Source organism: Brevibacillus sp. BC25 (genome assembly GCF_000282075.1).
GTDB lineage: Bacteria > Bacillota > Bacilli > Brevibacillales > Brevibacillaceae > Brevibacillus.
On sequence record NZ_AKIX01000062.1, the window covers coordinates 52,980 to 78,253 of the forward strand.

Below are 25,274 nucleotides of genomic sequence, written 5' to 3' on the forward strand. Positions count from 1 at the left end.
CAGGAACATCAAGAACAACAAGGAGAACTAGTTATGATACAGCTAACCGATATTCATAAGTCGTATCAAGTAGGAAACAAGCAGGTAGAAGCATTGAAGGGCGTATCCCTGCAGGTGGAAAAAGGGCAAATCTACGGGGTTATCGGCTTTAGCGGAGCAGGGAAAAGTACCCTGCTCCGTACCATCAACCTGTTGGAGAAGCCGACTAGCGGTTCTGTGATCGTCAATGGCCAGAACATGCTGACCCTCAAGGAAAAAGAGCTGCGGCAAGCTCGCAAAAAGATCGGGATTATTTTTCAACACTTCAACCTGCTCTCTTCCTATAATGTCTTTGACAATGTCGCGGAAATCTTGCGGATGAATCGCGTCCCCAAAGATGTCATTAAGCGCAAGGTAGAAGACCTTCTCGGCTTGGTTGGCTTGTCTGATAAAGCAAACGCTTATCCTTCTCAGCTATCCGGTGGACAAAAGCAACGGGTGGGCATCGCTCGTGCGCTTGCGACTGATCCGGAAATCCTGCTCTGTGACGAAGCGACTTCCGCTCTCGACCCGCAGACGACCGAATCGATTCTGGAGCTGTTGCTCGACATCAATCGAAAGTTCAACCTGACCATCGTGCTAATTACGCATGAAATGCAGGTCATCAAAAAAATCTGCGACCAGGTAGCCATCATGGAAAATGGCGTCGTCATCGAGCAAGGCTCTGTTCTGGATGTTTTCAGCAATCCGCAAGAGCAAACGACCCGTAATTTTATCAAAACGGTTTTCGACGATCAGGTACCACAGGAGATTTTGTCCAAGATAAAAGAAACCGGACCCGTTTCCAAAATTGTTCGCGTTGCCTTTCGCGGTGATGCTGCTCTCGATCCTGTTCTTGGTACCTTGTCGGCACGTTTTCCGATTAGTACGAATCTGTTGTACGGCTCGATTACAACCATTAAGGGAACGGCGCTCGGCATTTTGCTTTTGCACATTTCTGGTGAAGACCAGGCCATTCAGGATGGCATTCGCTACTTGCGCGAATCCGTCTACCGTGTAGATATTGTGTCACCAGAGGAGGTGCGGAGCTAATGGAGCGTCTGATTGAAATGATTCCGGTATTCGGGCAATCTCTGCAAGAAACTGTCATCATGGTTGGAATTTCTTTGTTCATTGCGACGTTGATCGGAATTCCGCTCGGGATTCTGTTGGTCATCACACAAGCGAATCACCTTTTCCCGAACAAAATCATCTATCACACCCTGAATACGATCATCAACATTGTGCGTTCGCTGCCTTTTATCATCCTGATGGTCGCCATCATTCCTTTTACGGAGTTGATCGTGGGCACTTCGATTGGGATTGAAGGAGCAATAGTACCGCTCATCGTCTATACGTCACCTTACATCTCACGTCTTATGGAAACGGCCCTGCATGACGTAGATCGTGGCGTTATCGAAGCGTACCAGGCGATGGGCGCATCCCGGACGCAGATTATTTTTCGCATCATGCTGCGTGAAGCACGGCCTGGCATCGTCCTCTGCCTGACAATCGCAACCATCGGTTTGATTGGGGCTACTGCTATGGCTGGGGCAGTAGGTGCCGGCGGACTCGGCGATCTCGCCTTGCGCTACGGCTACCAGCAATGGGACATCGAAGTCATGATCATTACCGTCATTATCCTCGTCGTCCTGGTACAGCTCATTCAATCGTTGGGTAACTGGGCAGCCCGAAAACTGAAAAAGAGCGCGTAAATCGAAGAACCCCTGACGAGATCGCTTGTCAGGGGCTTTTTTGTAGGTATTTAGACCGATCGTCACTGAAAGTTCGTTGGAATTCCGCTCGATATTCATGTAAACTTATATATACAAGTCATTTAAATGAGAGGGGCTACTCAAATAACATGAAAAAACTCATCATGATGTTGGTTGCCGTAATGCTCGTACTCGCTCCAGCCGGAGGATTCATTGATCATGCCGACGCGAAAGGCTATAAGTCCGGGAAAAAATCCTTCAACTCTAATACTGCTCCTACGAACACGCAAACGCCTAACAAAGCAGATACGAATGTAAATGCTTCAACTAATAAAGGTACAACAACAACTCCTGCTGCTACAGCAAGCAAAAGCGGCGGATTCATGAAAGGTCTCATGATTGGTGGTCTGGCAGGTTTGCTGTTCGGGTCCCTGTTCGGTGACATGGGTATCCTGGGCTCCATCCTTGGCTTCATGATCAACCTGATGGCGATCCTCGCTGTGATTATCCTGATCCGCAAAGTGATCGTCTACTTCAAAAACAAGCGTGAGAAAGAACAGGAACTGAACGCATGGAAAAGATAACATTTTCCGAACAAGATATCATTAATGCGATCTGCATTCACGCAGCCTACAAAAAGCAGCTGAAGCCACAAGACATCTCCGTCGAGCTGATGTGGGACGAAGAGTATGGCTTCTCTGCTGAAGTACACTGGATGGAACGCCAACAAGTCTTCATCGAGATGAATATGATTGAAGCGATTCGCTACTACCTGGAGACCCAGATGCAGCGCAACCCTTATTCTGCCGGTATCGAGCTGGTATTGGACGACGAACAAGGGATCATCGCTCATATCACCTACTAACACTGGATAATCATTTGTTAACCCAAGGCCAATTTGTTCACGCATGTGAGCAGGTTGGCTTTTTACATATTGAATTTGACCTCGTTCCGTTATATACTTTAACTTAGTGAAAATGATTATCATTACTACGATTGATTATATACGTACATACTTTTTTAAAAAGGAGTTGGCCCATTGTGGAGCGCTTATACACGCAAAAGCTGGACATCGGATACGGTGAGCTTTCCATTGTCAAAGACTTGAACATCAGCATTCCTTCTGGAAAAATCACTGCCCTGGTCGGTGCAAATGGTTCTGGTAAATCGACGATCCTCAAAACTCTCGCCCGAATTATGAAACCAACCGGCGGACAAGTATTTTTGGACGGAAAATCGATCCACCAGCAATCGACCAAGGAAGTCGCCAAGCAACTGGCGATTTTGCCGCAAAACCCAACCGCACCCGATGGCTTGACCGTGTCTGAGCTCGTTACGTATGGCCGCTTCCCCCATCAAAAAGGCTTCGGCTCTTTGAGCAAGGAAGACAAGGAGATTGTAAATTGGGCTATCTCCATGACCGGCATGGTCGATTTCCATGATCGTCCGGTTGACCAGCTGTCCGGTGGTCAGCGCCAGCGCGCCTGGATTGCGATGGCACTGGCGCAAGGAACAGACATCCTGTTCCTGGATGAGCCTACGACATTCCTGGATATGGCTCACCAGCTGGAGGTTCTCAAGCTTCTGCAAAAGCTGAATGACGAAGAAAATCGTACGATCGTCATGGTCGTCCACGATCTGAACCACGCAACCCGTTATGCACAGCACATGGTTGCAATCTCTCGCGGTACCGTTGTCGCTGAGGGAAGCCCTGTTGAAGTCATGACGCCTGAGATGCTGCGTAAGGTATTCAACATCGAAGCAGACATCCTTATTGATCCTCGCACGGGTGTACCGCTCTGCCTCCCTTATGAGCTGTCTCATGCTGTGGATCAAAAGCAACCAAACGAAAACACTACCCAACCTGTTTACACGGAAGAGCGCAAGCTGGTTGGAGCCAGATAATTGTTAGAATCCGCTAGCAAAAAGCCGGTTTTCACCATGTTTTACGGTGTAACCGGCTTTTTGCTATACCTATTGTTTATCCCTCTTCGTTACACGGGATTAGAAAACCTTACAGTTAGTCACAATCCCGACATAGATATACCCCGTATAGGTATGTTAGTATTTGTTTGCCAGAAAAATATTCCATTTCAAAGGAGAGATCATCATGAAGGTTGCAATCTTGCTTTTCGACGGCATCACCGCATTAGATGCAATTGGTCCATACGATGTATTCGCTGCTACGCTGAAATGTGAAGTGAAGTTTGTCGCTAAGAAACAGGGGTTAATCAAACTTGACTCCAATATGGGTTATTTACATGCCGATTACAGTTTTTCTGAAGTTACTTCCGCTGATATTCTTGTTGTTCCCGGTTGCAGTCCACCCAATTATAAAACCCCTATGAATGACGAAGAAACCCTACAGTGGATTCGACACATACATGAAACAACGAAATGGACTACGTCTGTTTGCAATGGCTCTCTGATCTTGAGCGCCGCAGGCTTGTTACAAGGAGCCGTTGCCACCACTCATTGGGGTTCCTTCGAACTACTCCAATCCCTTGGAACCACTCCAACAGAGGAAAGAGTCGTTCGTCAGGGCAAAATCGTTACAGCGGCCGGTGTTTCCTCTGGTATCGACATGGCACTCCAATTAGTTGCATGGGAATTGGGAGAAGATATGAGTAAAGGAGTCCAGTTGATTTTGGAATACGATCCCCAGCCGCCGTTTGACTCAGGTTCACCAAAGAAGGCACCTGCTTTATTAGTAGAACAAATAAAAGCGATGTTACAGGAGTTTGCAAAACAGGAGCCCCGGGTATAAATCAGCACGCTCTAAAAAATGAAAAGGCGACAGCCCAGGGAATGTCTTACTCCCTTCGGCTGTCGCCACTTTCCTTTCTAGCCTCTTACCATTTAACTTCTTTCAGAACTTCTTCTGCCATGCCAGCAGTGGATACTAATCCGCCACCAGACAGGTACCAGTTGCTGGAATCGAGGTAAATGATGTTGCCAGTTTTGAATGCTTTCGTGTTCTTAATCAGGTCGTTTTCTACAGTTTGCTGTGTAGAAGTAGACACTTCTTTATTCTTGGAAATCGCGTTGCCACGATCAATTACGAACAGGTAGTCTGGATCTTTTTCTGCGATATATTCAAAGGAAACGCTTTGACCATGGTTTTCTACAGAAATGTTTTTGTCTACAGGCGTAAATCCGAATTCACCGTGCAGGATACCAAAACGGGAACCAGCGCCATAAGCGTTCAGCTTGCCTTCGTTAACCATAACGATCAGAGCAGTCTTGCCGCTTGCAGTTGCTTTTGCATTCAATTCCTTGATAGATGCATCGATTTTGCCCAGCTCTTCTTCTACTTGTGCTTCTTTACCAAAGACGGTACCCAATGTTTTCATGTTCTCTTTGAAAGATTCCATGTACTTCGCATTGTCTACACCCATGAAGATGGTTGGAGCAATTTTGTTCAGTTCTTCGTAAGCATCTTGTTGACGACCAGAAATGAAGATGACATCTGGTTTCATTGCATTGATTTTTTCAAAGTCTGGCTCTTTCAAACCACCAACGTTTGTGTATTTCGCATCTTTGAACTTTTCCAGGTATGCAGGAATGCTGGAAGACTGTGCAACACCCGCTACTTCGATACCCAATTTGTCTAAGGAATCCAGAACACCGTAGTCAAATGCTACAACAGTTTTTGGATTCTTTTTCAGTTTTGCTTCACCCAATTTATGCTTGATCGTAACTTCTTCGGATGTTTGTGCAGCTTCAGGTGCTTTGGTTGCGTCCGCTGCAGGTGTTGCAGGAGCGGCGTTATTGGAGCCGCATGCAGCTGTGAATACAGCCAACAGTACTGCCATAAACAGCATGAGTAATTTTTTGTTCACTTCTCTCACCTCTATATAGAATGTAAAAGTATATAAAATTATTGATAGCTTGCTGATGAAACCCCCGGCAGACCATCAAAATTTTAACGATAGGAAGATGGAGCTTACGCGAAATAGACACAGATTTTATTTTCTTCAATGTCTTCAATATGGATATCCATGTCATAGACATCTTTCAATATCGGTCGTGTTATGATCTCGTCAGTAGTGCCTTCCTTCACGACCTTGCCATCCTTGAGAGCGACGATAAAATCGGAATAGACCGAAGCGAAGTTGATATCGTGAATGACAATGACAACCGTTTTGCCCCTTTCGTCTACCAGACGTCGCAGCACTTTCATGATCTGGACGGAATGCTTCATATCCAAATTGTTGAGCGGCTCATCCAAGAGGACGTATTCCGTATTTTGAGCGACAACCATCGCGATGTAAGCGCGTTGACGCTGACCGCCACTTAACTGGTCGAGGTACTTGTGTTGAATGTCCGTAAGCTCCAAATATTGGATAGCCTCGTCTACATACTTCCAATCCTCTTTTGTCAAATTGCCTTGTGAATACGGGAAGCGACCAAAGCTGACCAGCTCACGAATCGTCAACCGCACCGTAATGTGGTTTGATTGCTTGAGAATCGAGATTTTCTTTGCCAGCTCACTACTCTTTGTCTGCCCAATCTCCTGACCCTCAATGAAAACCTCGCCTTGATCCTTGGTCAATAGGCGACTAATCATCGACAGCAGCGTACTCTTTCCGGCCCCATTGGGTCCGATAAAAGACGTGATTTTCCCCTTGGCAATCTTCACAGAGACATTTTCCACGACATTTTTGCTACCATACTGTTTTGTGACATTCCGGACTTCTATCACGCTTTATTCTCCTTTAACAGAAGATAGATGAAGTAAACCCCACCAATAAAGTTGACGATGACACTCAGCGTCGTGGAGAACGCAAGTACACGCTCCACAATCAACAAACCGCCAACCAGTGCAATCACACTGATTAAAGCCGAGCCCACCAGCAAGTATTTATGCTGATAGGTCTTCATAAACTGATGGGCGAGATTCGCTACCAGCAGTCCAAGGAAGGTAATCGGTCCAACGAGCGCTGTCGCGATCGACACGAGAATGGCAATAACAACGAGGAACCGCTTGATGACAAAATCGTACGGAATCCCCAAATTGATCGCCTGATCCCGACCGAGTGATAACACATCCAAGTACTTGATGTATCGCCAGAAGTAAATCATGATTGCGATGACCAGAACAAAGCTCGTGATTAACAGGTCTGTTTTTACATTGTTGAAGCTGGCGAACATTCGGTCTTGCACAACCAGAAACTCATTCGGATCAATCAACACTTGCATGAACGTGGACAAACTGCTGAACAATGTGCCCAAGATCAATCCGACGAGGAGCAGGAAGTAAATGTTTTGCCCTTCCCTCTTAAACAGGAATTTGTAGAGCAAGCCTGCGAAAAGCACCATCCCACCTGTCGAAATCAGAAAGTTTACGTTGTTGTTCATCAAGGTGAAATGGGTGGAGCCAAACACAAAGATCACAAATGTTTGGATGAACATATAGAGCGAATCGAGGCCGATGATGCTAGGTGTCAAGATTCGGTTGTTCGTGATTGTCTGGAAGATCATCGTAGAGAAGGCGATGATGCAACCGGTTAAAATGATGGCAAGAATTTTCTTAGCCCGCCGAGGAAGGACGTAATCCCAGTTGCCACCGGCGTCAATCATCATAAAAATGGCTATCAAAGCAATGGCCACAATCGACAGGGCACCTATCTTCGCTTTCATTGTTCATATGCCTTTCTTCTCATGAGTAAGTACACGAATATCCCGCTGCCTATGACCCCAACCATCAAGCCGATGGAAATCTCGTATGGGAAAATGATGAGGCGTCCCAGGATATCACAAGCAAGTACAAACACCGCGCCAAGCAAAGCGGTATGAGATAAGCTTTTTTTCAGGTTATCTCCCAGATAGATCGTAACCAGGTTGGGAATGATCAGCCCCAAAAACGGGATTGTCCCTACTGTGAGAATAACTACCGAGGTCACACAAGCGACGATGACCAGCCCAATGTTGACGACATGCTTGTAGTTCAACCCGAGGTTGATGGCAAACTCTTCACCCATTCCGGCAATGGTGAACTTGTTCGCATACAAGTAAGCGATAATCACCAGCGGAATGCTTATGTACAAAAGCTCGTAGCTGCCTTTCATTATGGTGGAGAAATCTCCATGCAACCAAGCAGACATGTTTTGCATCAGGTCATGCTTATAAGCGAAAAACGTCGTGATGGATCCGACGATGTTTCCAAACATCAGTCCCACTAACGGGATGAAAATGGAGTCTTTAAATTTGATTCTTTCAAGAATCTTCATAAAGACAAAGGTTCCAAAGAGAGCAAATGCAAAAGCAACGAGCAGCCTCACCCAAGAGCTCGCATCAGCGAACACCAACAGTGAAACCAATATTCCGAATCGAACGGAATCCTCTGTCCCTGCTGTCGTCGGAGAAACGAACTTGTTTCGGGTCAGCTGTTGCATGATCAATCCGGCGATACTCATGCTGACCCCTGCGATGATGATACTGATCAAACGCGGAATCCGGCTAATCCATAGCACTTGCACTTTGTCATCTGTGAGATTGAACAGATCCCACGGAGATATATCTTTCACGCCAATAAAAAGTGAAACGAACGATAGCAAAATAAGTGCTACAACCAAATATCTCTTTTTCATCGCGTCCCTACTCTTCTTACTTTTTCATGGAGTAATGTTCCGTATTGACTCGAGTATTTACGAGAGAGAATAATTCTCATGATCATTAATAAAGAGATTCATTCTCAATTAGAACTACCTTTGTTATATTAGCACTTCTTTATCGGAAGGGAAAGCTTTTTTTCATTAGTCGGCTAATTTTTTCCTCAACCTGTCAAAATACCGACAAGAACAAGAAAACCGCCAGGGCAAAAACCCTGACGGTCCTGATTATTTGGATGTGTACGAGCCTGTTACGTTTTGAACGAATCGATCTCCGCTCCCGTCATTCTCAATCAGTACATTTCCTTCGACTGTATCAATGACAACATCGCCGCTTTGGTCCGATATCGTAATATCACCCTTATGCTTCCTAATATACATATCACCGGATTGATCGTGAATCGCTGCGTTTCCACCCGTATTTTCCATGACGATCTCACCTGAATCGTCTTCGATCAGTTTGAGGGCTGACGCGTCCTTGATCTTGATATCACCGGACTGGTCACGAATCTCTACCTCTCCGTTCGTATTCGTTAATTGAATATCACCAGAGTCATCCTCAATCGTGAGCTTTCCTGTTAGATTCGTCATGTCAATATCTCCTGATCCATCGGTAAGGGCTATCGGCAGCTGGGCAGGAACGATTACCGTTAGCGTCATGTCCACATAGTTAAAACCGATATCTGTGTTCACTTCGGATCGTAGAGTTGCGGTATTCCCATCCTTCTCAAGGGTAATGATGATTTCTTCGGGTTTGACATTTTTCGATTTGATATCAGCCTCTACATGAATCACGGTTGCTTTTTCATCACCTTTGACGATCAAATCTCCCGAATCCGTAACAATATTCAACGCCTCGATGGACTCCGCAGGCAATTCAAGCTGCCTTTTTTCTTCTTCAATCTTGATCACGTTATCGTTGATCGTGCATCCGGCCAAGCCAATTCCCACAGCGATTAAACCTATTCCTATCCACTGTTTCATTTGTTTCATTTGTTTCCCCTCGATACTGGTTATTTTTACAAGATAAGTTCTATAACATCGTAGCAAAACAGCGTAGAAGAGAAATCAGGCTACAGCGTTGTTCTCTCATCAGTCTACAGACGGATATTCCATTGTAGAGATCGCGTCTTTTCCCTACACTACAAGTAAGAATCTTTTCCCAATTAGGTTGTCTCGGAGGGTAAAACAATGGACTTGAATCGAATCCAACTTGTTACGGATGCTTTTCCGTGCTTTTCCCTTGTTCCAGAAGCCGCATGGCGCCATCCTGACATAACAGTGGAACGCTTTTCTCCCCAGCTTACGATGCAGCAGGGTCATCTGTTTGCCCACGCCGCTTTTGTATTGTCAGGCAAAGTCCGCATCTATATCATCAGTGAGTCAGGACGTGAGGTTACGTTATATCGGGTACAACAAGGGGGAGTCTGCGTCCTCATGATGGCAAGTATTTTAGGTGAGACGGGCTATGAAGCGTCCGCACAGCTAGAAGAGGAAACCGAGCTGCTGCTTTTGCCTGTAGATGTCTTCAAAGAATGGATGGATCGCTATAAAGACTTGCGTCAATTTATTTACCGAAACATGATCAACCGAATGGTCTCTGTCACGTCTCTGGTCGAAGATATCGCCTTTAAACCGATCAACGCACGCATCGCCGAATTATTACTCCGTCGTACCACAGATTCTCGCAATCACCTATCCGTCACCCATGAAGCGATTGCCATTGAACTCGGGACTGCCAGAGAAGTAATCAGCCGGTCACTCAAGGAGTTTGAGAAAGCCGGATGGCTTCAGTTAGGACGAGGCCGAATCGCTGCTATTCACCGTGATGCTCTCCAGGAAAGACTTTTTCTTGGTGAATGGTGAGTTTGGTGAGTAAGTTACAGAAGCAAACACCTTCTCTCTCTACAATGAAGTCGTAGCGACTACCCATGAAATGGAGAGGATGTTTCATGTCAAAAGCACGTTCGTATTATGAACCAGCAAATTTATCGCATATACCTGAATTGATGAAATTGGCCCCTGAGGCTGCCGCTTCTTATTTTTCTTTCGAGCGACAAATCTACCAGCACTCCCACCAGCTCCCGGTTAAAACGAAAGAGTTGATTGCTATTGTGGTCGCTCACGTGACTGGCTGCCCCTATTGCATCGATGTTCACGTCAAAAAGTATAAAGAACAGGGCGGCACCATGGAGGAAATTATGGAGGCTCTACTCGTTGCCGCAGTGACACGTTCCGGTGCCATCTTAAGTCATGGGGTCAATGCCTTGCTCGCCTATCGTGATGCTCCTGGTAAGTCAGATTGCTTTTGCTAACCCAAATATATCACTTATATGGAAAACAAAACAAACGAATCCAGTTTCATCACGAGCTGGAATTCGTTTGTTTTTTTGTATGTTCATCCACACTTTTTATAATCAAATGATTGCTACATTTTTCCTATCAGTGTTATGGTAAAAGTAGACTACTTACTAAGAATAACTAACCGTTTCGAAACAGGAGGTTTTATGGCTCGTATACTGATAGCAGACGACTCCCTTGTAGTACGAGATTACATGAAAATCATTTTGGAACGGGCGGGCCATCAAGTCATTGCAGAAGCAACGAATGGATTGGACGCCTATCAAAAGTATGCGGCCCACCTCCCCGACGTGGTGACGATGGATATCAATATGCCAGGAATGAATGGCATAGATACCGTCAAAAAAATCATCGGCACCTTCCCCGACGCCAACATCATTATGGTCAGCACCAACGGATTAAAGCCGCTCGTTTTTGAAGCAATCAATGCTGGAGCGCGCCATTACATTCTAAAACCGATCGATGAAGAACGGCTTTTGGCTTCCATTACGAATTCTCTTTAGTCGATCAAACAAAAAAACTGAGGCTCTATCGCCTCAGTTTTTTCTATGGTTCTACTGGGATTCGGAAGGTAAAGCGGGTGCCCTCTCCTTCTTGGGTATGGACCTGAAGAGTTCCGCCCAACTGCTCAACCTCTTGCTTGACAATGGACAGGCCAATTCCTCTGCCCGATACGAGACTCGCATTGTCTTGCACCGTGACATGCTCCGCCAATGCCAACTTTAGCTTTTCCATATCTCCGCCCCGCCCATCATCACGAATCATGACGCACAGGGAAGTATCCTCTTGCCAAATGCGGCATTGAATCTTGCCGCTGCGTTCTTTTCCGCATGCCAATCGTTCTTGCTCTTCTTCCATTCCATGATCGATCGCATTGTTGAATACGTGAACCAGGCTCCTCGCAAAATTCTCGAATCGCTCAGGATCGACCAGTACTTCTTCTGCACCCCATTCGACCGGATCGATAGTCTTATTCAGACGGATAGCGAGCTCGCTTACATAGTCTTCATACCGGGACAACATGTCCTTCATCGGACGATAGCGAAGCTTGCGAATGCGGTGGAGCAGCTCCTGCTGAGCTTCCCCCTGTACCAGACTGGTGATCTCATGCTCGAAGTTTTCCCATCGCTCTTTTGCAATCGAGTACACATGCTCGTTATGATCGAGGAACCCGACCCCGAGCTTGTGCTGCATGATCGACAAATCTTGTTGCATCGCAGATTGAACCTCTGCGAATGACTGCTGGGCACGCACATCCTCGTCGGACAGGCGTTCTTCGGACTTTGCCCATTGAATCAACCACGACTCCAAATCATGCAGCTTTTGCGGTGTATGAATCAAGTGTAATTGGCTGAAGTCACCTTTAAATTGATGAATCTGAGCGACCAATTTGAACAGTTTCTCGGACTCCCCTATCTCTTCTCCGATGACCCGCTTCCACCCATCCTCAACGAAAGCGTCAAAAGCTCGCAGTACCTTTTGGAAGAGTGGGAGACTAATCGCTACCGTTACGACCATATTCAACCTTTGCCATTCTCGCTCCATCTTGGATTTGAGCGCCCGCTGCTCACTCATATCAGTCAGGATCAGCATCAAGCCCTCAGGTGAATCTCGCCGATCTTCATAAATCGGCTTACATGCCAGCTTCAACGGCATTTGATTGATCTGGATTTCCGTAGGGAATAGGCTGAGATACAGCTCTTTTTGCCCTTGGTCTTTTGCTTCAAAGTACTTTTCCAAAAGGGATTCAATAAACATGCTATCCTCTGAACGATCTGGGTAAAGTAGCTCGGCGACCGATACCCCAGCCAGTTCTCGGCCAAAAATTCGTAGACATTCCCGACTGTATTCGGAATGGATTAGCAGGTTTTTGGAAAAAGAAAGGAAGCCTTGTCCCGCATTGTTTAACAGATTTTTATTCGCCTGCAAAAGTGCCTGAATCTCATTGGTACGCTCTGTCACCATCTTTTCCAAGGATTGATTCCATTGCTCTAATTGATGATACAGTCTCGCATTTTCAATAAAAATCGCAATTTGCGAGAAGATCAGTCTGAGCGGCTCTGAGCGTTTTTCGTTGAACACATGTGTGGTCTCGTTGTTCTCCAAATAAATGACACCGATCATTTTTCCTTGCTGCCATAGCGGGGAGCATAGAATCGATTTCGGCGTGTGCTTCGCAATGTACGTATCGCGGAAAAAGACACCTTCAACAGAAGCGTTGTGGAGCACCAGCATCTCTTCTGTACGAATGGTATAATTCACAACGGCGACAGAGAGCATCCCGCTATGCTCATACGGGACAGACTGCATGATCTCCACGTCCAAATCGACAGAGCCTGCCGCTTCGATGAGCCAGTCACCATCTTTTTTCAGCAAGAGGATTCCTTTCTCTGCACCTGCATTGCTCATCACTGTGCGCAGCATCGTCGCCAACAGCATTTCCAAGCGGAGCTCGCTAGCAATCGTTTGCGACGCCTTGATGACACTCATTAAATCGACGAGGTCTGCTGTCTGGTCAGCCGTGGCAATCTCGGCGGAAGCCCCCAAGCTTCTTACCCGTTGCAAAAGATAAGGGTACCGTTCCCCAATCTCTCGTGCCTTGGCGACCGCTCCCCATAGCATGTAAACCTCGTGCGCCTCCGTCATGTATGCCTTCGCAATCGTTTCGAGACCAAGTGCCAAGTAATGCTGGGCGGCCAATTCATTTGCCATTGCCTCGTTTTGCAAGAAAACATCCTTTTTGGCGAGTTGAACCGCCTGTTCATAAAAAGGACCCGCTTCTTGTTTATTCTCTGTGACACGGAGCCACTCGGCATGCATCAGCAACCACTTGTGCTGAAAATTTTCCGGGCATTCCTTTGCCCACGTCTTCATCTTTTTGATATTTGCTGTGATTTTTTTCCCATACTTCGATTTTTCCTGTCGATTGGCGTTTTCATAGAGCCCTGTTAATGCCAGTGTTTGCATAAAAACTTGCTGGCTAACAAGAACTTGTCCGCTTACTGAATCCATCCATTGCTCAGCTTCAGCCAGCAGCTCGGCAGCCTCCAAGTGGTTCCCGTACATGAGATGAACCATCGATTTATAGTAGTGGTACATGTACCGCTTGTAGCTGTTTCCTTCTTTTTGCAGGTTGCTTACATAGGCCACTTCGTCAAATCCATCATGGCAAAACGCCGTTCGTTCATCGTCGGACCACCGTGTAAAAGTATGCAGCGCCTGGCGCAATAACAGGAGCCGATCATCGTGATCAACGACCTTGATTTGTTGAATCATATCGCTGTATTCCTCGATTTGCTGCTCCAATTCTTCCACTGGCACACCGCAATAGAGCATGGCCTCCAAAAGCCCATGGGCATTGTAGGCAGCATAAATGTTGCCGCCACCGTCCAAGCCGAGCTGAATCGCCTTTTTCAGGAGAGGGATGTTCGTCCGCGCATGCTCGCACCAGTGATTGATCAGCAGGGCAAACGCGCCATACGCCTTCGTCATGGCAATCGGATCGGCGAAGCTGTCTGCTACACGGCAAGCCAATTGCCCAAATTCGTAAGCCTCTTGATAATTTCCGAATTGAGCAGCTTGTACGATCCCGTAACCGGTATAACCATTTGCCGAAGCAACTGCGTTTCCGTGCACAAGCGACAGATGAAGGGCACGCAAAATCGTTAAAGCAAACCAATTGAGATTGACATAGTAAGCAGATGGCCCGGCGTAGCTGATGATGCTCATCGCCATCTGGTAATTTTCATCGGGAACATCCGGCAAATACAGCAACTCATCTATTTTTCTGCCTTTGAGGCGGCGCTTGATATGAAACATTTCCATAATAATATCGAGCTTGCCAGGCTTTTTCGGAATCGGTACGCCCAATAACCCCAAGGCTTCGCTTGCGATCTCCATGACACGCGGAAATTCAGCTAGTCGCGTATACATGCGAATTTCCATTTCCAAAATGCGTACTCGTTCCCGATCTGTTTTGGCATGCTGCATCCCGCGTTCAAACAATTGTTTTGCTTCATCCAATTGGTTACAGAGGTACGTCGTCTCCGCCGATAACGCACACAGCTCCATGGTCAGATCATGATTGTGCTGCCAACCCTCTTCCCCCACCAGCTCGAGACCGCGTTGGAAATACTGCACGGCCGACTCAAATGCCGCAGAGGATTTCGCTTTTTGTCCAGCGAGCAAATGACAGTGCGCTACATGCATGCGCTCTGCTTGATCCCCTAGTACCTCTTTGCCCCGATACATATGATCGCAAATTTCGAACAGGAAGCCAGATTCGCTTCCTTGGGACATTTCCCACATCATTCTGCCCAGCTTGACGTGAATCTGTCCGCGCTCATCCTCTGCTAACAACGAATAGGCGGCCTGTTGAATGCGATCATGCACAAAACGGAAACGAATCCTCATCTGAGACGCCACTTCTTCCTCCACGAGCGCAGCGTATGTCAGATATTCCGCTCCTTCAATCGGATAGATGAGACCTTCCTCAATCGCAGGCGATATATGCTGGATGGCTTCTGATTCCGTTTGATTCCGTGACTTGGCTATCAAATGAAGCAAAAACGAATTGCCCAGACAAGCAGCATAAGCGAGCTGCTGCTGAGTAGAATCAGGCAATCTTCTCATTTTTTCTACGAGAAGATCTGCCACATTTTCCGTTGTACCCAGCTTCTCGATTTCGGCCAAATCCCATTGCCAGTTCCGCTCTTCTCTCCCATACCACAACAAGTTCCGATCATACAGCGTCTTAATGAATTCTCTTACATAAAACGGATTCCCGGCTGTTTTTTGCATAATAATCGTAACCAGCGGCTTCGTCATGTCCGTATCACAATGCAATGTATCCGCTAATAACGCATTGAATTCGTGTTCTCGAAGCGGCAATAACGTGAATTGGCGCAAGATGCGGCTCTTGATGCCTGTCTCTGTCAAAATGGCAATCAACGGATTCATCGTACTGCCATCATGCTCACGATAAGCGCAAATCAACAGAAAATGACTGATCTGCATATCCGCAACCAACTCTCGAATCAAGAAAAGCGAAGAAGAATCCGCCCACTGCAAATCATCCAGGAACAAGACGAGTGGATGGTCTGGTCGCGCCCAAATCCGAATAAAGCGTTGCATCACCCATTGAAAGCGATTTTTTGCTTCTGCTGCTGGCAGCTCAGGTACGGCAGGCTGTTTGCCGATCACTGCCTCAAGCTGTGGAATGACATCCACGATCACTTGACCAAGTCCTTGCATAGCGTCGAGTATCATCTCTCGCCAAGCGAGCAGCTCGCGTTCGTGGCCTGCCAAGAGCTGTTTGATCAAATCCTGAAAGATTTGAATGATGGCCGAATACGGAACGGCCTGATTATATTGGTCGAACTTTCCTGAAACAAAACGTCCCCGGCCTCTCAAAAACGCTTTTTGCGCTTCCAGCACGAGAGCAGATTTACCCACGCCTGCAGAGCCACTGAGGAGAACCATCCTCGTAGCTCCGTTCGTGACTTGCTCAAATGCATCGATGAGCATCTGGATTTCTTGCTCACGTCCATACAGCCTCTCCGGAATCCGCAAGTGATCAGCACGGTCTTCTAAAGCAAGCGGAAAAGGCGTAATCAAACCGTTTTGTTCAAGCTGGTCATAACAGCGCTGCAGGTCTGCCAGCAAGCCAGACATGCTAAAGTAGCGATCCTCTGTATTTTTCGACAGACACTTCATCACAATGTCCGATAGAATCTCTGGAACGGATGGTTTTACACTGGAGGGAGCGAGCGGCTTTCTCGCCATATGAGCATGTATGAGTTCAAGCATGTCCGAAGTTAAAAAGGGCAGCTTTCCAGTCAATAACTCGTAGAGCGTGACACCAAAAGAATAAATATCGGAGCGGTAATCGACGGTGCGATTCATTCTCCCCGTCTGCTCCGGCGAGACGTAGCGAAGATTCCCCTTCCATTCTTTTGGATTCATCACACTTTGGTATTCTTGGTGGCATTTCGTCGCTAACCCAAAGCTAACAAGCTTTACCACATAAGTTTCAGGATGAACCAGGATATGATCGGGATTTACATCCTTATGAATGATTCCGTGCTGATGGATTTCCTTCAAACAAGAAGCCATGCGGACCGCAATGAAGAGCATCTCCTTCAGTGACAGTCCTTTCATTTTCATAAGTAAGGAGAGCGGCACTCCCCCGAAATCTTCCGTAATCATTACCGTCTCACGGTTGTGATTAACGAGTTCGATGATCGTTTCCACTGCACGGGATTCCAACGATTGAAGAATGCGATATTCATGCTTCAGTTTCCACAGAGATTCCTTATGGGAAGGTCCTTCCATCGGCACTTTGAATAAGACAGGGAGATTGTCGTTATTTCTGTAACCCCGATAAATTCCCAATTTTGAATGAGTGGAAAGAAACTCTGCCACCCTATACCCTGGAACCACGATCATGCCGCTCATACTATCCACTCCATCTTTAGGTAGAACATCCTATCTTTTTAATTGTTGCCCCGGAACAAATAATCTATATTTAATCTATATTCTGTCTTAATATAATCTCTTTTTACTATTTTTCAAGGAGGTATAGTTTTGTCAAATCTAAGTCGCAGTGTAAGTAACCCGCATAATAATGAAGTGGTTACCTTTCTGAAAACAACGGAAGAAACGAATGGCGAATATTTGTTATTCCGTACCGATCTTCCACCGGATAACGGGATTTTTCTACACTATCATACAAAACTTGTCGAAACCTTTGAAGGTGTAATTGGAAATTTAGAGGTAACCATTGATGGAAAAAAAGTAATCCTGAAGCCGGGAGAGAAGCTAACCATTCCGACAGACAAGGTTCATGGGTTCCACAATCCCTCTAACGAATTCGTCAGCTTCGATGTCGAAATCCGACCGGCAGGTACTTTTGAAGCGTTTGTCCGCTGCGGTTACGGGCTCGATACAGACGGGCGCAGCTTTTATTTGCCGTTTATCAAGCAATATATCCCGAAAAATATCCTCCTCTTGGGAACGATCTTTCAGATGGGGCAATTTTACCTCCCAATCATTCCGCGCTTCTTGCAAAAAGGCATGTTCGCTGTGTTCGCTTCACTGGCTCGTTGGACAGGCTCAGATAAATCACTGGAACAATACTACAAAACCACTCCAGCTGCACCAGTCTCCCGTTCTGAAATCGAGCAACCAGCGCAAAAGACGTTGCAAGGATAAAATGGGAAAGACACCATAGGATTACTCCAGCTTGGTGTCCTCCACGCTTCTTATATCCACATATTCCAACCTGGATTCATTATTTTATCGTGTAAGCTCAACTACTTCACCGTATCAGAGCGTGAACTTGCTCTTGTACGTTGTTTTGGCACATGCCTCCATGATAACAAATGATGCTATTAATTTCCAAGTTCTCGAATTTTTTTAATGAGTTTACTGCCATTTCCATATCGAGAGTGTTTTGCGGAATTGGTCCTCGTAGTGCTTCGTTCATGTACACCATAGCATCGCCTGCTATCAAGGTCTTGCTATCTTCTACATAAAGGCTGATATGCCCCGGCGTATGTCCGGGAGTATGAATGATGCGAATTCCCCCACAATACGGCAGAATCTCTGCGTCTGCCAGTGTCTTGTGCACCATTGCCTTTGGCGGATTTTCGCAAAGCCATTTTAAGTGCTCGCGTTCCTTTTCAGGCAACATCGCAAGTAAAGGGGCCATGCTTTTGGGGTTTGCTTTGAGGAGAGGGCGTGTGCCTTCAATGTACGGCTGATCTAACTCATGCGCGTATATTTCAACCTGTCCGCCAAACTCACGAACGATTTCTGGAAGACTGCCAATATGATCAATGTCCTGATGTGTCAAAATGATAGCCTGTAAACGCTCAGGTGGGATGCCAGCACGGCTTATCTCCTGGCGAATGGTCTCCCATGAACCAGGCATTCCTGTATCTACTAATACCGCTCGATCATCATCCCAAAGCAAGGTGGGATAGATCACCATCGGCTTGCCAAATGCCTCTCCTTGTAACGGAATCATTTTTACACCTGTGTTAGCTTTCATACCCTATTCCTCCTCACATCATTTCTTCGCACAACTACTTTTTATCACGGCGCGAGGAGTTTTTTCAACAGAAAAACATTTCATTATATCATAAATAAAAATATTTGTCAATGTATTTTGGGATATCTTTTCTTTACAAAAAATCAGAACTACTTTTTCGTTCTTTGATTTTGTACAGACAAGACACCCCTTTTATAACGATTACCTGTAATTATGATTAGTGGATTTAATCCTAATTGTATTCGTTATCCTTCAACAATTTACCACATACAACGGAACGTGACACCAGGGCCTTTCTGGATATGGTTTCTTCCGTTAAACCGACCAGAAGAAGAATTTCGTTATATCGTTATCAAGTAAGACACACTAGTATGATCGATTGGTATTGGACTCTTGCTCTTTTTCTACTGTCTTCTGTCCCTTGTATTCCATATTAGTCAGGCGAATCTTTTATATTTTAATTTTTGAATATTCACTTAGACACAAATATATCAAGAAATACAGCTTTACATATGTATTAATCATATGTACATTTTAATTTGTTAAGTATTTCCAAAAAATCAAATATTAACTACACCAAAGATCCCCATGACATAAAAGGGCCCCTATTATCTTTAATCTAAAGAATTTTTTTAAAAAAGGAGCATACTGATGATGAAAAAAAGAGTAATGAGCTTAACTTTACTTGCCGTTTTTTCTTTAACAAGCGTAGTTTACGCAGAGTTAAGAAATGCAGACGCATTTTTTTCTACCCATCCAACGGATAATTATGTAAAGAATATTAGAACATACATCTCTCCTAATGTTGCAGACAAAGGATTGTTAAGTACGGTTACTGAGGCAATATCGGACTTTGAAGGAATTTCTGGAGCTAACATAAGTTATGATACGTATTCTGCTGACTCTAATGATTACGATTTGAGAGTTAATGCAGGTAACTATGGTATAGATTATTTGGGAGAAACTCGAGTTTACTATTTAGATAAAAACGATAATTACACTAGACATTATGGCGATGAACCTTGGGATAGAGTGAAGATATACTTAAATCGCGAAGCCCTTGATTATTATAATGCTGACTCTAAAAATCGTAGGCATAATACCATTCATGAATTTGGGCATGGTCTTGGGCTAGTACATCAAAATTCTAATTCTGTAATGGAACAAGGACTGCTAAACGTTACCGATCCTACAACATTAGACGAAAATAATTTATCTTGGCAATATTAAGGAGGACATGTGAATTATGAAAAAAATGATAATTAGCTCCGTTGCTATAATGGCTCTGTTAATAGGTGGAGTGATTTCTTATTCGGAATCGAATACTACTCAAAATCAAAAGGATTATCGAGTTGCTATGAGTCAAGCAAACTTCAAAGTATTTAAAGATCTGAACGAACTTGAGGAATTTTCCGGTTATATAGTGCAAGCTAATTTTACTGGCGATAGATCCCTAAAAGAATGGAATCTTGGCGAAGGTGAAATAAAAACCGCTTCTAAGTCTAAAGTAACAATTCAGAAGGTCTATAAGGGAAGTCTCGAAGAAGGAAATGAAATCTCTGTGTATGAACCTGCTTATTTTGAAAACGATGTTTTCGATACAATTGAAGGATATAATCTCATGAGTGAAGATGGAACTTATATGCTATTTTTGAGAGACACTGATGACAAAGAAGGATACGCAATTATTGGAATGTACCAAGGTAAATATGATATTGGTGCAGATAAGCAAAAAATAAAAGCTAAACAAGCAATGCCAGACGACACTTACCGAACCTTAGAGGACAGAGAGTATTTCGGTGATAATATTGATCAATTTAATAACTTGAAAGAGGAAGTACTACGTAAATATAAATAATTTCACCATTTACTCTGGGAGTTCCAGTTTTTATTAAGATGAATGCCCTTAATCCTTGAAAAACCCGCTGAAGATATTAGGAGTTTGTCAAATATTTTGCTAGATAAACTTAGTATGTAAGAAGCGATTTAGCAGCCCTGAACAATGTAAAAAAAGAATGGGTATCTCTTTATGCAAAATCAGGACCTTTTCTGCAGGTCGCTTGATCTTGTAAAGAGATACCCTCTTTTTAACGTATCGAAGTAGTAGCAGGCTCTCCTGTGATCACCTCTTGGCTTCGCTCCCCAAGAATGCCACGGACAGGTTGGATGTCAGGCTCGTCCACCATCAACCGATAAACCGGTACGAACACAGCCGGTGGGCGGATCGGTTCAGGCTGCGTTTCAGGTGGCTGAACGTGCGTACTCGTACCTCCCCAAACCATATAGCCTCCCCACGCTCCGGCACCTAGCAAGACAACTGCGCTGGATATCACGGTAGCTTTGTGCCGAAACAGCTTCACAAGCGGATTGGCTGTTTCGCTGCGCACCTCGTCCAAAAGCTTGCGGAAATCAGCATTTCGGATCGCATACCAACGTTTTCGCCATTCTTTATCCCGCAATCTCTTGCCTTTCTCCTCAAGGAAAAAGGCCTTCAATGCTTGTCTATATGCAGGCAGCAAATACTTCCCTTCGAAAAACATCCGCTGACTCATCGTCCATTGGATAAAGGAAAGTGTAACGGCTTCCCCACCATGTTGCTGAACATACTCCAGCAATTCTGCAAAATGGAAGCCTTCCTGACCAAAATGATCTTCTCGGTAAAAGACGAGCGGCACCTGCGGGAACTCGTCAGCATGGAGTGGTTTACTCAGCATATTCTGGATCATTCTTTGCTGCACGGAAATCGCTTCCCGATCCCATTTTCGGAAAAACTCTGCCGGGTGTGGCGTGCTTCTCTCTTCATGCAGCTTCGCCAGATTGATGAGCATTTCTTGCTTGTGGCGACTTTCCATATCCAGTGTTCCGAAAAAGCTCTGTGGCTTCTCCTCCAAAAGGGCGATGAGAACTTGGAAATCATCCTTGGATAGCGTATCTAGCGCGACGAGCTTCATCAAGGTCTTGTCCAGCTCATCCAGCAGCTCATCGGCATAACTGCGTGCCCCATCGATGCTTTCAAAGAACTGGTGGATGGTAATAGCAGCAGCGAGCTTTTGGCGTTCACGCGTAAATAGACGCAGAACTTTCTCTGTCGTGGTAGAAACAAAAACAGCATTGCGCATAGCTTGCGGTTCTGTTTCCGTCCAAAACCGGATTTCCTGTAGCATCTGGTCCAAACTGGTCACGGCAGCTACCCGCTCGGTCATATAATCCTCAAAGAGCGGCTTCACCAACTGTGGATAGCCAAAAATCGTCCGCATCATGAAGCCAAACAGTTCCCGGTTGCTGGACAAATGCTTGTACACCTCTGCCACGTAGCTGCTCTGTCTCGAGGTCTTGGCCTTCATCAACACATCCATCAAGAAACGGATCAAATCCATTTGCAGGCGTTCCTGCCTGGTGACACGGTAGGATTCAATCATTTGCTTGATCGTCTCGCCGTCAGGCAGTTGTTTGGACGAAAGCGCCTCTACCTCGATCCGCATCAGCATTTCCTGAAGCTCGATCAGCCGTTTCTTCCGGGTCAAGCTGCTATGCCCCAAATAGCTGTTCAACGCCTGCCAAACGCCCGCCCGCTTGCTCTCATACACGGACGTTCGTCCCTTTTCAATCAAATACAGTGCGCACAGCTCATAATACGTGCGAAGGTTCAAGGCCAGTGCATAATCTGCTCCAGCCAGCACTTCCTCACAAAATTCGTGGAACGCATCCAGAATCCGTGGCTCATTCACATACTCCCAGGCAAAGTCGAGGTATTCGTGTCCTCCGTCCTGCAAATCGACGTTCTGAACGCGACCAAGGGAGAAGTCGAACAAAAAGTCTTTGTCGCTGTGCCCCCCGCCTGGGCGTATGCTTCCTTTTTCCACAAACGTGACGTGGATATGCTTCTTGCTCTGCGGCTCGTTGCTAAAAGTGAGAAAACCAAAATGTCTGCGCATTTCATAAGGCAGACAACTGTACAAAATCTCCAACAATTGAGCAGCACTCTTGGATGAGACACTAATATCCACATCCAGGCTAATGAACACCTTCTTTTTCGCTGCGAGCGAGGACATCACCGCAAAAAGAAGCTGTTTGAATAAACGCTCATCGACGCCCAATTGACCAAGGAGCTGTTTTCGGTCTTGCGACAAGCCTTTTTCTGAAGGGATGTCATCGACGGTAGGAAGCTCCTTGCCCGCTGCATCGTCGTGGCGATCTGCAAACGTGCGCACTCCGAAGATCTTGCCCGGATTCTTGATAAACTCATCTCGTCGCTCTACCGGAATGACATAGTTGTGGCTGAAAAACGTATTGCGCTGCCCGGTAAAGTCCGCTCCGACAAATACACTTCTACCGAGAACCATCTCTCCTGATTCGGCCTGGAAGCTGACGAGCGCCTCCGGAAAGAGCGCCAGATTACTTTCCGCCCGCTCTTGAAGCTGTCGCGGCGCATCGTACACGCAAAACGGATGGAGTGTCTTCTTGATGAATTGGTTATCCAGCCCTGGCGTTTTGGCGACAGTATCGTATCCTTCGTTCGAACGGAAAACCCCTTGTCGCCCGCGGGTGTAGTACTGCTGCAAAATGGGCTGACGGTTGCTCACTACCGCTCCCTCCCCTCGATGTAATCAAGCTGGTGCATCAACCAAATAAACGGTTCATCGACGCGAATCGGCGTTACGACACCACTCACCCTTTGATTGACGGGATTGCTCCCCAGCGCAGATACAGCGAAATAGGCCGTATTCGTAAAGTAAACATCTAACGCGTCTTTAAACGGTCTATCCACCTTTTCGATGAATCGGCGGATTTCCCCATCGATGTTCTCAAATTCAGTTGTATTTAAATATTGTTCATGGACGAAATTGCGGAAAACGTTGCTGTTGGACTTGATGTATTCGCCGTCCTCTTCCTTGATCAGATGTAGCATGTCGCTCTTCGTCAGCACGACAGCAGTCGGGATATGTGTCTTGCTCTGCTCCTGATAGCCGATGAAGTTCTCGAACAACGTGATAACGACCTCACGCGGCTCGTCGTACCTTGCTGTGAATTCCCCTGGCTCATCTCCTGCTTGGAGCATGACCCGATCGCGAATTGTCTTGATTTGCAGCGGATCGACCAGGAACAGGATGCCAGACGAGTTTTTCACATGCGCCGCATATAGCTCCAAATACTCGCGGTCGACCATTCCCTCGCCTGCTACGTCGAAAAACACCAGGATCAACGGTGCCTTGTCGCTATCCTTGAAAATGAACTGGAAGATGAACGGCTCCTGACGCTTTTCTTTTTGCGTGGAATCAAGCAGCTGTCCGCGTTCAAACAAGGGTGCCTCATAGTTCTCCCGGAACTTGCGGCTAATTTGCGCATTGAGCGGCATACACGCTGCATCGAAGTGATTCGCAGTCGTGTTCTGCAAGGTATGAATCAATGAGGTCATGTAAACGGACTTCCCTACTTGGGAAGCCCCAACAATCGAAATAATGTTGCTCGGCGCTTTGCCCGCTGTAATCGGCAGCTCGTTGTGGCATTTCGGGCACAGCCTGCGCTTGGAAACCATGCCATACCGGTCAGTCACACCTGCGAGGACGTTATCAACGTACAAATGGTTTTCCGACGGGATGGATTCCGGATCGATTACCGCCTCCAGCTCGTCGATGGCATCCAGTCCGAATTTATCCCGATACGCATTGAGAATCTCATCCTCCTGCAACGCGTAGTCTTCGTCGTCCTGGCGATAATGTGTGGCACGAAAGACAACTTGGTCCGGTCCGTATTTGGCGAAGCAGTACGGGCAGACAATATCGTAAAAAGGAAGCCGTTCCTTGACCTGCGGCTTCTTTTCAAACATGTTTTTCAAAAACGACAGCATGGCGCATCCCCTCCTATTCAGGAATCAGTTCGTACATTTCTCCGTATTTTTTCCCGTCCGTAAAAAACAGGCGGACGACGTCTTTTTTCCTGACCTCAATCTCCGGCATCAGATTGACTCCGGGCTCGAGATCGCGAATGAAATTGTATCGGGTACCATCATCCTTGTGGGCGGGAGAAGAGCCTTCTTTTTTGACGTAGCAGAGTACGTCCCGCGCGATCGGAATCTCTGAAAAAATGCGAATCTGCAACGATTGATGCTTGCTAAACCAGCTTCCGCCCCGTTTGAACGAGTAGTAGATTTTGGCCTTTCCTGTGCTGACGTGGATCACATGGGCATCCCCGTCTGGCATGAGCAGAATCGGCTTGCCATTTTCCAATCGGCAAGGAAAGATGCGGTATGTGTACCGGCCGATGCCGTCTGTTTTTTCCCGCAGCCCTTTGTGGACCTTGTATTCCTCTCGGGTATACAGCTTGAACTGACGATCATCCAGCTCGTTTACGTCAAAAGGGGCGCCAAACTGCGACTTGTGCACGTACACGCACGGAATATCCTGCGCCCAATGCCAATTGAGCACGTATTCGCTCCCTTGATGCTGACAGGTGACGTCCTTGATGAAGGTTTCTGTTGTTTCCTCCCGATTAATCATGATTCATCATGCTCCC

At 46.1% G+C, this 25,274-nt stretch carries 22 protein-coding genes; 12 read left to right on the plus strand and 10 right to left on the minus strand.

The window, feature by feature from the left end; all coding sequences use genetic code 11:
• Positions 1-33: 33 nt before the first annotated feature.
• From PMI05_RS18005 to PMI05_RS18030, 6 genes are all read left to right on the plus strand, one after another.
• Positions 34-1,071 carry a methionine ABC transporter ATP-binding protein gene (locus PMI05_RS18005; RefSeq protein WP_007724631.1) on the plus strand — a complete coding sequence of 346 codons (1,038 nt, stop codon included), beginning with the start codon at positions 34-36 and terminating at the stop codon, positions 1,069-1,071.
• Positions 1,071-1,733, plus strand: a complete 663-nt coding sequence (locus tag PMI05_RS18010) for a methionine ABC transporter permease (protein WP_007724634.1) — start codon at positions 1,071-1,073, stop codon at positions 1,731-1,733. Before PMI05_RS18005 ends, PMI05_RS18010 begins: the two co-directional genes overlap by 1 nt.
• A 149-nt stretch (positions 1,734-1,882) precedes the next feature.
• Positions 1,883-2,317, plus strand: coding sequence for a hypothetical protein (locus tag PMI05_RS18015; protein WP_007724637.1), 435 nt, complete (start codon positions 1,883-1,885; stop codon positions 2,315-2,317).
• Positions 2,305-2,598, plus strand: coding sequence for a YxcD family protein (locus tag PMI05_RS18020; RefSeq protein WP_007724639.1), 294 nt, complete (start codon positions 2,305-2,307; stop codon positions 2,596-2,598). Before PMI05_RS18015 ends, PMI05_RS18020 begins: the two co-directional genes overlap by 13 nt.
• Positions 2,599-2,774: 176 nt before the next feature.
• On the plus strand, positions 2,775-3,638 hold the full coding sequence (locus tag PMI05_RS18025; RefSeq protein WP_007724642.1) for an ABC transporter ATP-binding protein: 864 nt from the start codon (positions 2,775-2,777) through the stop codon (positions 3,636-3,638).
• Between the two features lie 205 nt (positions 3,639-3,843).
• The gene (locus PMI05_RS18030; protein ID WP_007724645.1) at positions 3,844-4,500 is read left to right on the plus strand and encodes a DJ-1/PfpI family protein; all 657 of its coding nucleotides are present in this window, start codon (positions 3,844-3,846) and stop codon (positions 4,498-4,500) included.
• 85 nt (positions 4,501-4,585) lie between these two features.
• On the opposite strand, the gene PMI05_RS18035 is transcribed toward PMI05_RS18030, so the two are convergent.
• The 5 genes from PMI05_RS18035 to PMI05_RS18055 form a co-directional block, all read right to left on the minus strand.
• Entirely contained in the window at positions 4,586-5,575 is a 990-nt protein-coding gene (locus tag PMI05_RS18035) for a siderophore ABC transporter substrate-binding protein (RefSeq protein WP_007724648.1), read from the minus strand.
• A gap of 104 nt (positions 5,576-5,679) precedes the next feature.
• Positions 5,680-6,438, minus strand: a complete 759-nt coding sequence (locus PMI05_RS18040) for an ABC transporter ATP-binding protein (protein ID WP_007724650.1) — start codon at positions 6,436-6,438, stop codon at positions 5,680-5,682.
• Positions 6,435-7,376 (minus strand): iron chelate uptake ABC transporter family permease subunit, encoded by a 942-nt coding sequence (locus PMI05_RS18045; RefSeq protein WP_007724652.1) that lies wholly within the window; start codon positions 7,374-7,376, stop codon positions 6,435-6,437. The genes PMI05_RS18040 and PMI05_RS18045 overlap by 4 nt, the downstream gene beginning before the upstream one ends.
• A complete protein-coding gene (locus PMI05_RS18050; protein ID WP_007724654.1) occupies positions 7,373-8,326 on the minus strand; it encodes an ABC transporter permease in 954 nt (317 codons plus the stop codon). Before PMI05_RS18050 ends, PMI05_RS18045 begins: the two co-directional genes overlap by 4 nt.
• 249 nt (positions 8,327-8,575) lie before the next feature.
• Entirely contained in the window at positions 8,576-9,340 is a 765-nt protein-coding gene (locus tag PMI05_RS18055) for a DUF4097 family beta strand repeat-containing protein (protein WP_007724655.1), read from the minus strand.
• 198 nt (positions 9,341-9,538) lie between these two features.
• Between PMI05_RS18055 and PMI05_RS18060 the strand changes: the two genes are divergently transcribed.
• From PMI05_RS18060 to PMI05_RS18070, 3 genes are all read left to right on the plus strand, one after another.
• Positions 9,539-10,213: a Crp/Fnr family transcriptional regulator gene (locus PMI05_RS18060; protein WP_007724658.1), complete on the plus strand. Its 675-nt coding sequence runs from the start codon at positions 9,539-9,541 to the stop codon at positions 10,211-10,213.
• A gap of 86 nt (positions 10,214-10,299) precedes the next feature.
• On the plus strand, positions 10,300-10,662 hold the full coding sequence (locus tag PMI05_RS18065; RefSeq protein WP_007724661.1) for a carboxymuconolactone decarboxylase family protein: 363 nt from the start codon (positions 10,300-10,302) through the stop codon (positions 10,660-10,662).
• 192 nt (positions 10,663-10,854) lie between these two features.
• Complete coding sequence (locus tag PMI05_RS18070; RefSeq protein WP_007724662.1) at positions 10,855-11,211, plus strand: response regulator; 357 nt, start codon at positions 10,855-10,857, stop codon at positions 11,209-11,211.
• Positions 11,212-11,254: 43 nt separating this feature from the next.
• On the opposite strand, the gene PMI05_RS18075 is transcribed toward PMI05_RS18070, so the two are convergent.
• Complete coding sequence (locus PMI05_RS18075) at positions 11,255-17,164, minus strand: AAA family ATPase (RefSeq protein ID WP_007724663.1); 5,910 nt, start codon at positions 17,162-17,164, stop codon at positions 11,255-11,257.
• Between the two features lie 129 nt (positions 17,165-17,293).
• Between PMI05_RS18075 and PMI05_RS18080 the strand changes: the two genes are divergently transcribed.
• Positions 17,294-17,920 carry a cupin domain-containing protein gene (locus PMI05_RS18080; RefSeq protein WP_007724664.1) on the plus strand — a complete coding sequence of 209 codons (627 nt, stop codon included), beginning with the start codon at positions 17,294-17,296 and terminating at the stop codon, positions 17,918-17,920.
• A 106-nt stretch (positions 17,921-18,026) separates the two neighbouring features.
• Here PMI05_RS18080 and PMI05_RS18085 read toward each other — a convergent pair whose 3' ends face one another.
• The gene (locus PMI05_RS18085) at positions 18,027-18,761 is read right to left on the minus strand and encodes an MBL fold metallo-hydrolase (RefSeq protein ID WP_007724665.1); all 735 of its coding nucleotides are present in this window, start codon (positions 18,759-18,761) and stop codon (positions 18,027-18,029) included.
• A 651-nt stretch (positions 18,762-19,412) separates the two neighbouring features.
• Here PMI05_RS18085 and PMI05_RS18090 point away from each other — a divergent pair.
• Both PMI05_RS18090 and PMI05_RS18095 read left to right on the plus strand, forming a co-directional pair.
• The gene (locus tag PMI05_RS18090; RefSeq protein ID WP_157230910.1) at positions 19,413-19,991 is read left to right on the plus strand and encodes a hypothetical protein; all 579 of its coding nucleotides are present in this window, start codon (positions 19,413-19,415) and stop codon (positions 19,989-19,991) included.
• Positions 19,992-20,007: 16 nt separating this feature from the next.
• Positions 20,008-20,619: a hypothetical protein gene (locus tag PMI05_RS18095; protein ID WP_007724669.1), complete on the plus strand. Its 612-nt coding sequence runs from the start codon at positions 20,008-20,010 to the stop codon at positions 20,617-20,619.
• Positions 20,620-20,848: 229 nt separating this feature from the next.
• Here PMI05_RS18095 and PMI05_RS18100 read toward each other — a convergent pair whose 3' ends face one another.
• Genes PMI05_RS18100 through PMI05_RS18110 form a run of 3 tightly spaced genes read right to left on the minus strand, consistent with a single transcriptional unit; the run spans position 20,849 to position 25,258 of the window.
• The gene (locus tag PMI05_RS18100; protein ID WP_007724671.1) at positions 20,849-23,344 is read right to left on the minus strand and encodes a hypothetical protein; all 2,496 of its coding nucleotides are present in this window, start codon (positions 23,342-23,344) and stop codon (positions 20,849-20,851) included.
• Complete coding sequence (locus PMI05_RS18105; protein ID WP_007724673.1) at positions 23,344-24,609, minus strand: hypothetical protein; 1,266 nt, start codon at positions 24,607-24,609, stop codon at positions 23,344-23,346. Before PMI05_RS18105 ends, PMI05_RS18100 begins: the two co-directional genes overlap by 1 nt.
• A 13-nt stretch (positions 24,610-24,622) precedes the next feature.
• Positions 24,623-25,258, minus strand: a complete 636-nt coding sequence (locus tag PMI05_RS18110; RefSeq protein ID WP_007724675.1) for a hypothetical protein — start codon at positions 25,256-25,258, stop codon at positions 24,623-24,625.
• Between the last annotated feature and the right edge of the window lie 16 nt (positions 25,259-25,274).

What these genes read in the sequence shown, in the direction of transcription:
- PMI05_RS18005 (WP_007724631.1), top strand. Translation starts at nt 34, where the DNA reads ATGATACAGCTAACCGATATTCATAAGTCGTATCAAGTAGGAAACAAG.
- PMI05_RS18010 (WP_007724634.1), top strand. Translation starts at nt 1,071, where the DNA reads ATGGAGCGTCTGATTGAAATGATTCCGGTATTCGGGCAATCTCTGCAA.
- PMI05_RS18015 (WP_007724637.1), top strand. Translation starts at nt 1,883, where the DNA reads ATGAAAAAACTCATCATGATGTTGGTTGCCGTAATGCTCGTACTCGCT.
- PMI05_RS18020 (WP_007724639.1), top strand. Translation starts at nt 2,305, where the DNA reads ATGGAAAAGATAACATTTTCCGAACAAGATATCATTAATGCGATCTGC.
- PMI05_RS18030 (WP_007724645.1), top strand. Translation starts at nt 3,844, where the DNA reads ATGAAGGTTGCAATCTTGCTTTTCGACGGCATCACCGCATTAGATGCA.
- PMI05_RS18045 (WP_007724652.1), bottom strand. Translation starts at nt 7,376, where the DNA reads ATGAAAGCGAAGATAGGTGCCCTGTCGATTGTGGCCATTGCTTTGATA.
- PMI05_RS18050 (WP_007724654.1), bottom strand. Translation starts at nt 8,326, where the DNA reads ATGAAAAAGAGATATTTGGTTGTAGCACTTATTTTGCTATCGTTCGTT.
- PMI05_RS18055 (WP_007724655.1), bottom strand. Translation starts at nt 9,340, where the DNA reads ATGAAACAAATGAAACAGTGGATAGGAATAGGTTTAATCGCTGTGGGA.
- PMI05_RS18060 (WP_007724658.1), top strand. Translation starts at nt 9,539, where the DNA reads ATGGACTTGAATCGAATCCAACTTGTTACGGATGCTTTTCCGTGCTTT.
- PMI05_RS18065 (WP_007724661.1), top strand. Translation starts at nt 10,300, where the DNA reads ATGTCAAAAGCACGTTCGTATTATGAACCAGCAAATTTATCGCATATA.
- PMI05_RS18070 (WP_007724662.1), top strand. Translation starts at nt 10,855, where the DNA reads ATGGCTCGTATACTGATAGCAGACGACTCCCTTGTAGTACGAGATTAC.
- PMI05_RS18075 (WP_007724663.1), bottom strand. Translation starts at nt 17,164, where the DNA reads ATGAGCGGCATGATCGTGGTTCCAGGGTATAGGGTGGCAGAGTTTCTT.
- PMI05_RS18085 (WP_007724665.1), bottom strand. Translation starts at nt 18,761, where the DNA reads ATGAAAGCTAACACAGGTGTAAAAATGATTCCGTTACAAGGAGAGGCA.
- PMI05_RS18090 (WP_157230910.1), top strand. Translation starts at nt 19,413, where the DNA reads ATGATGAAAAAAAGAGTAATGAGCTTAACTTTACTTGCCGTTTTTTCT.
- PMI05_RS18095 (WP_007724669.1), top strand. Translation starts at nt 20,008, where the DNA reads ATGAAAAAAATGATAATTAGCTCCGTTGCTATAATGGCTCTGTTAATA.
- PMI05_RS18105 (WP_007724673.1), bottom strand. Translation starts at nt 24,609, where the DNA reads ATGCTGTCGTTTTTGAAAAACATGTTTGAAAAGAAGCCGCAGGTCAAG.
- PMI05_RS18110 (WP_007724675.1), bottom strand. Translation starts at nt 25,258, where the DNA reads ATGATTAATCGGGAGGAAACAACAGAAACCTTCATCAAGGACGTCACC.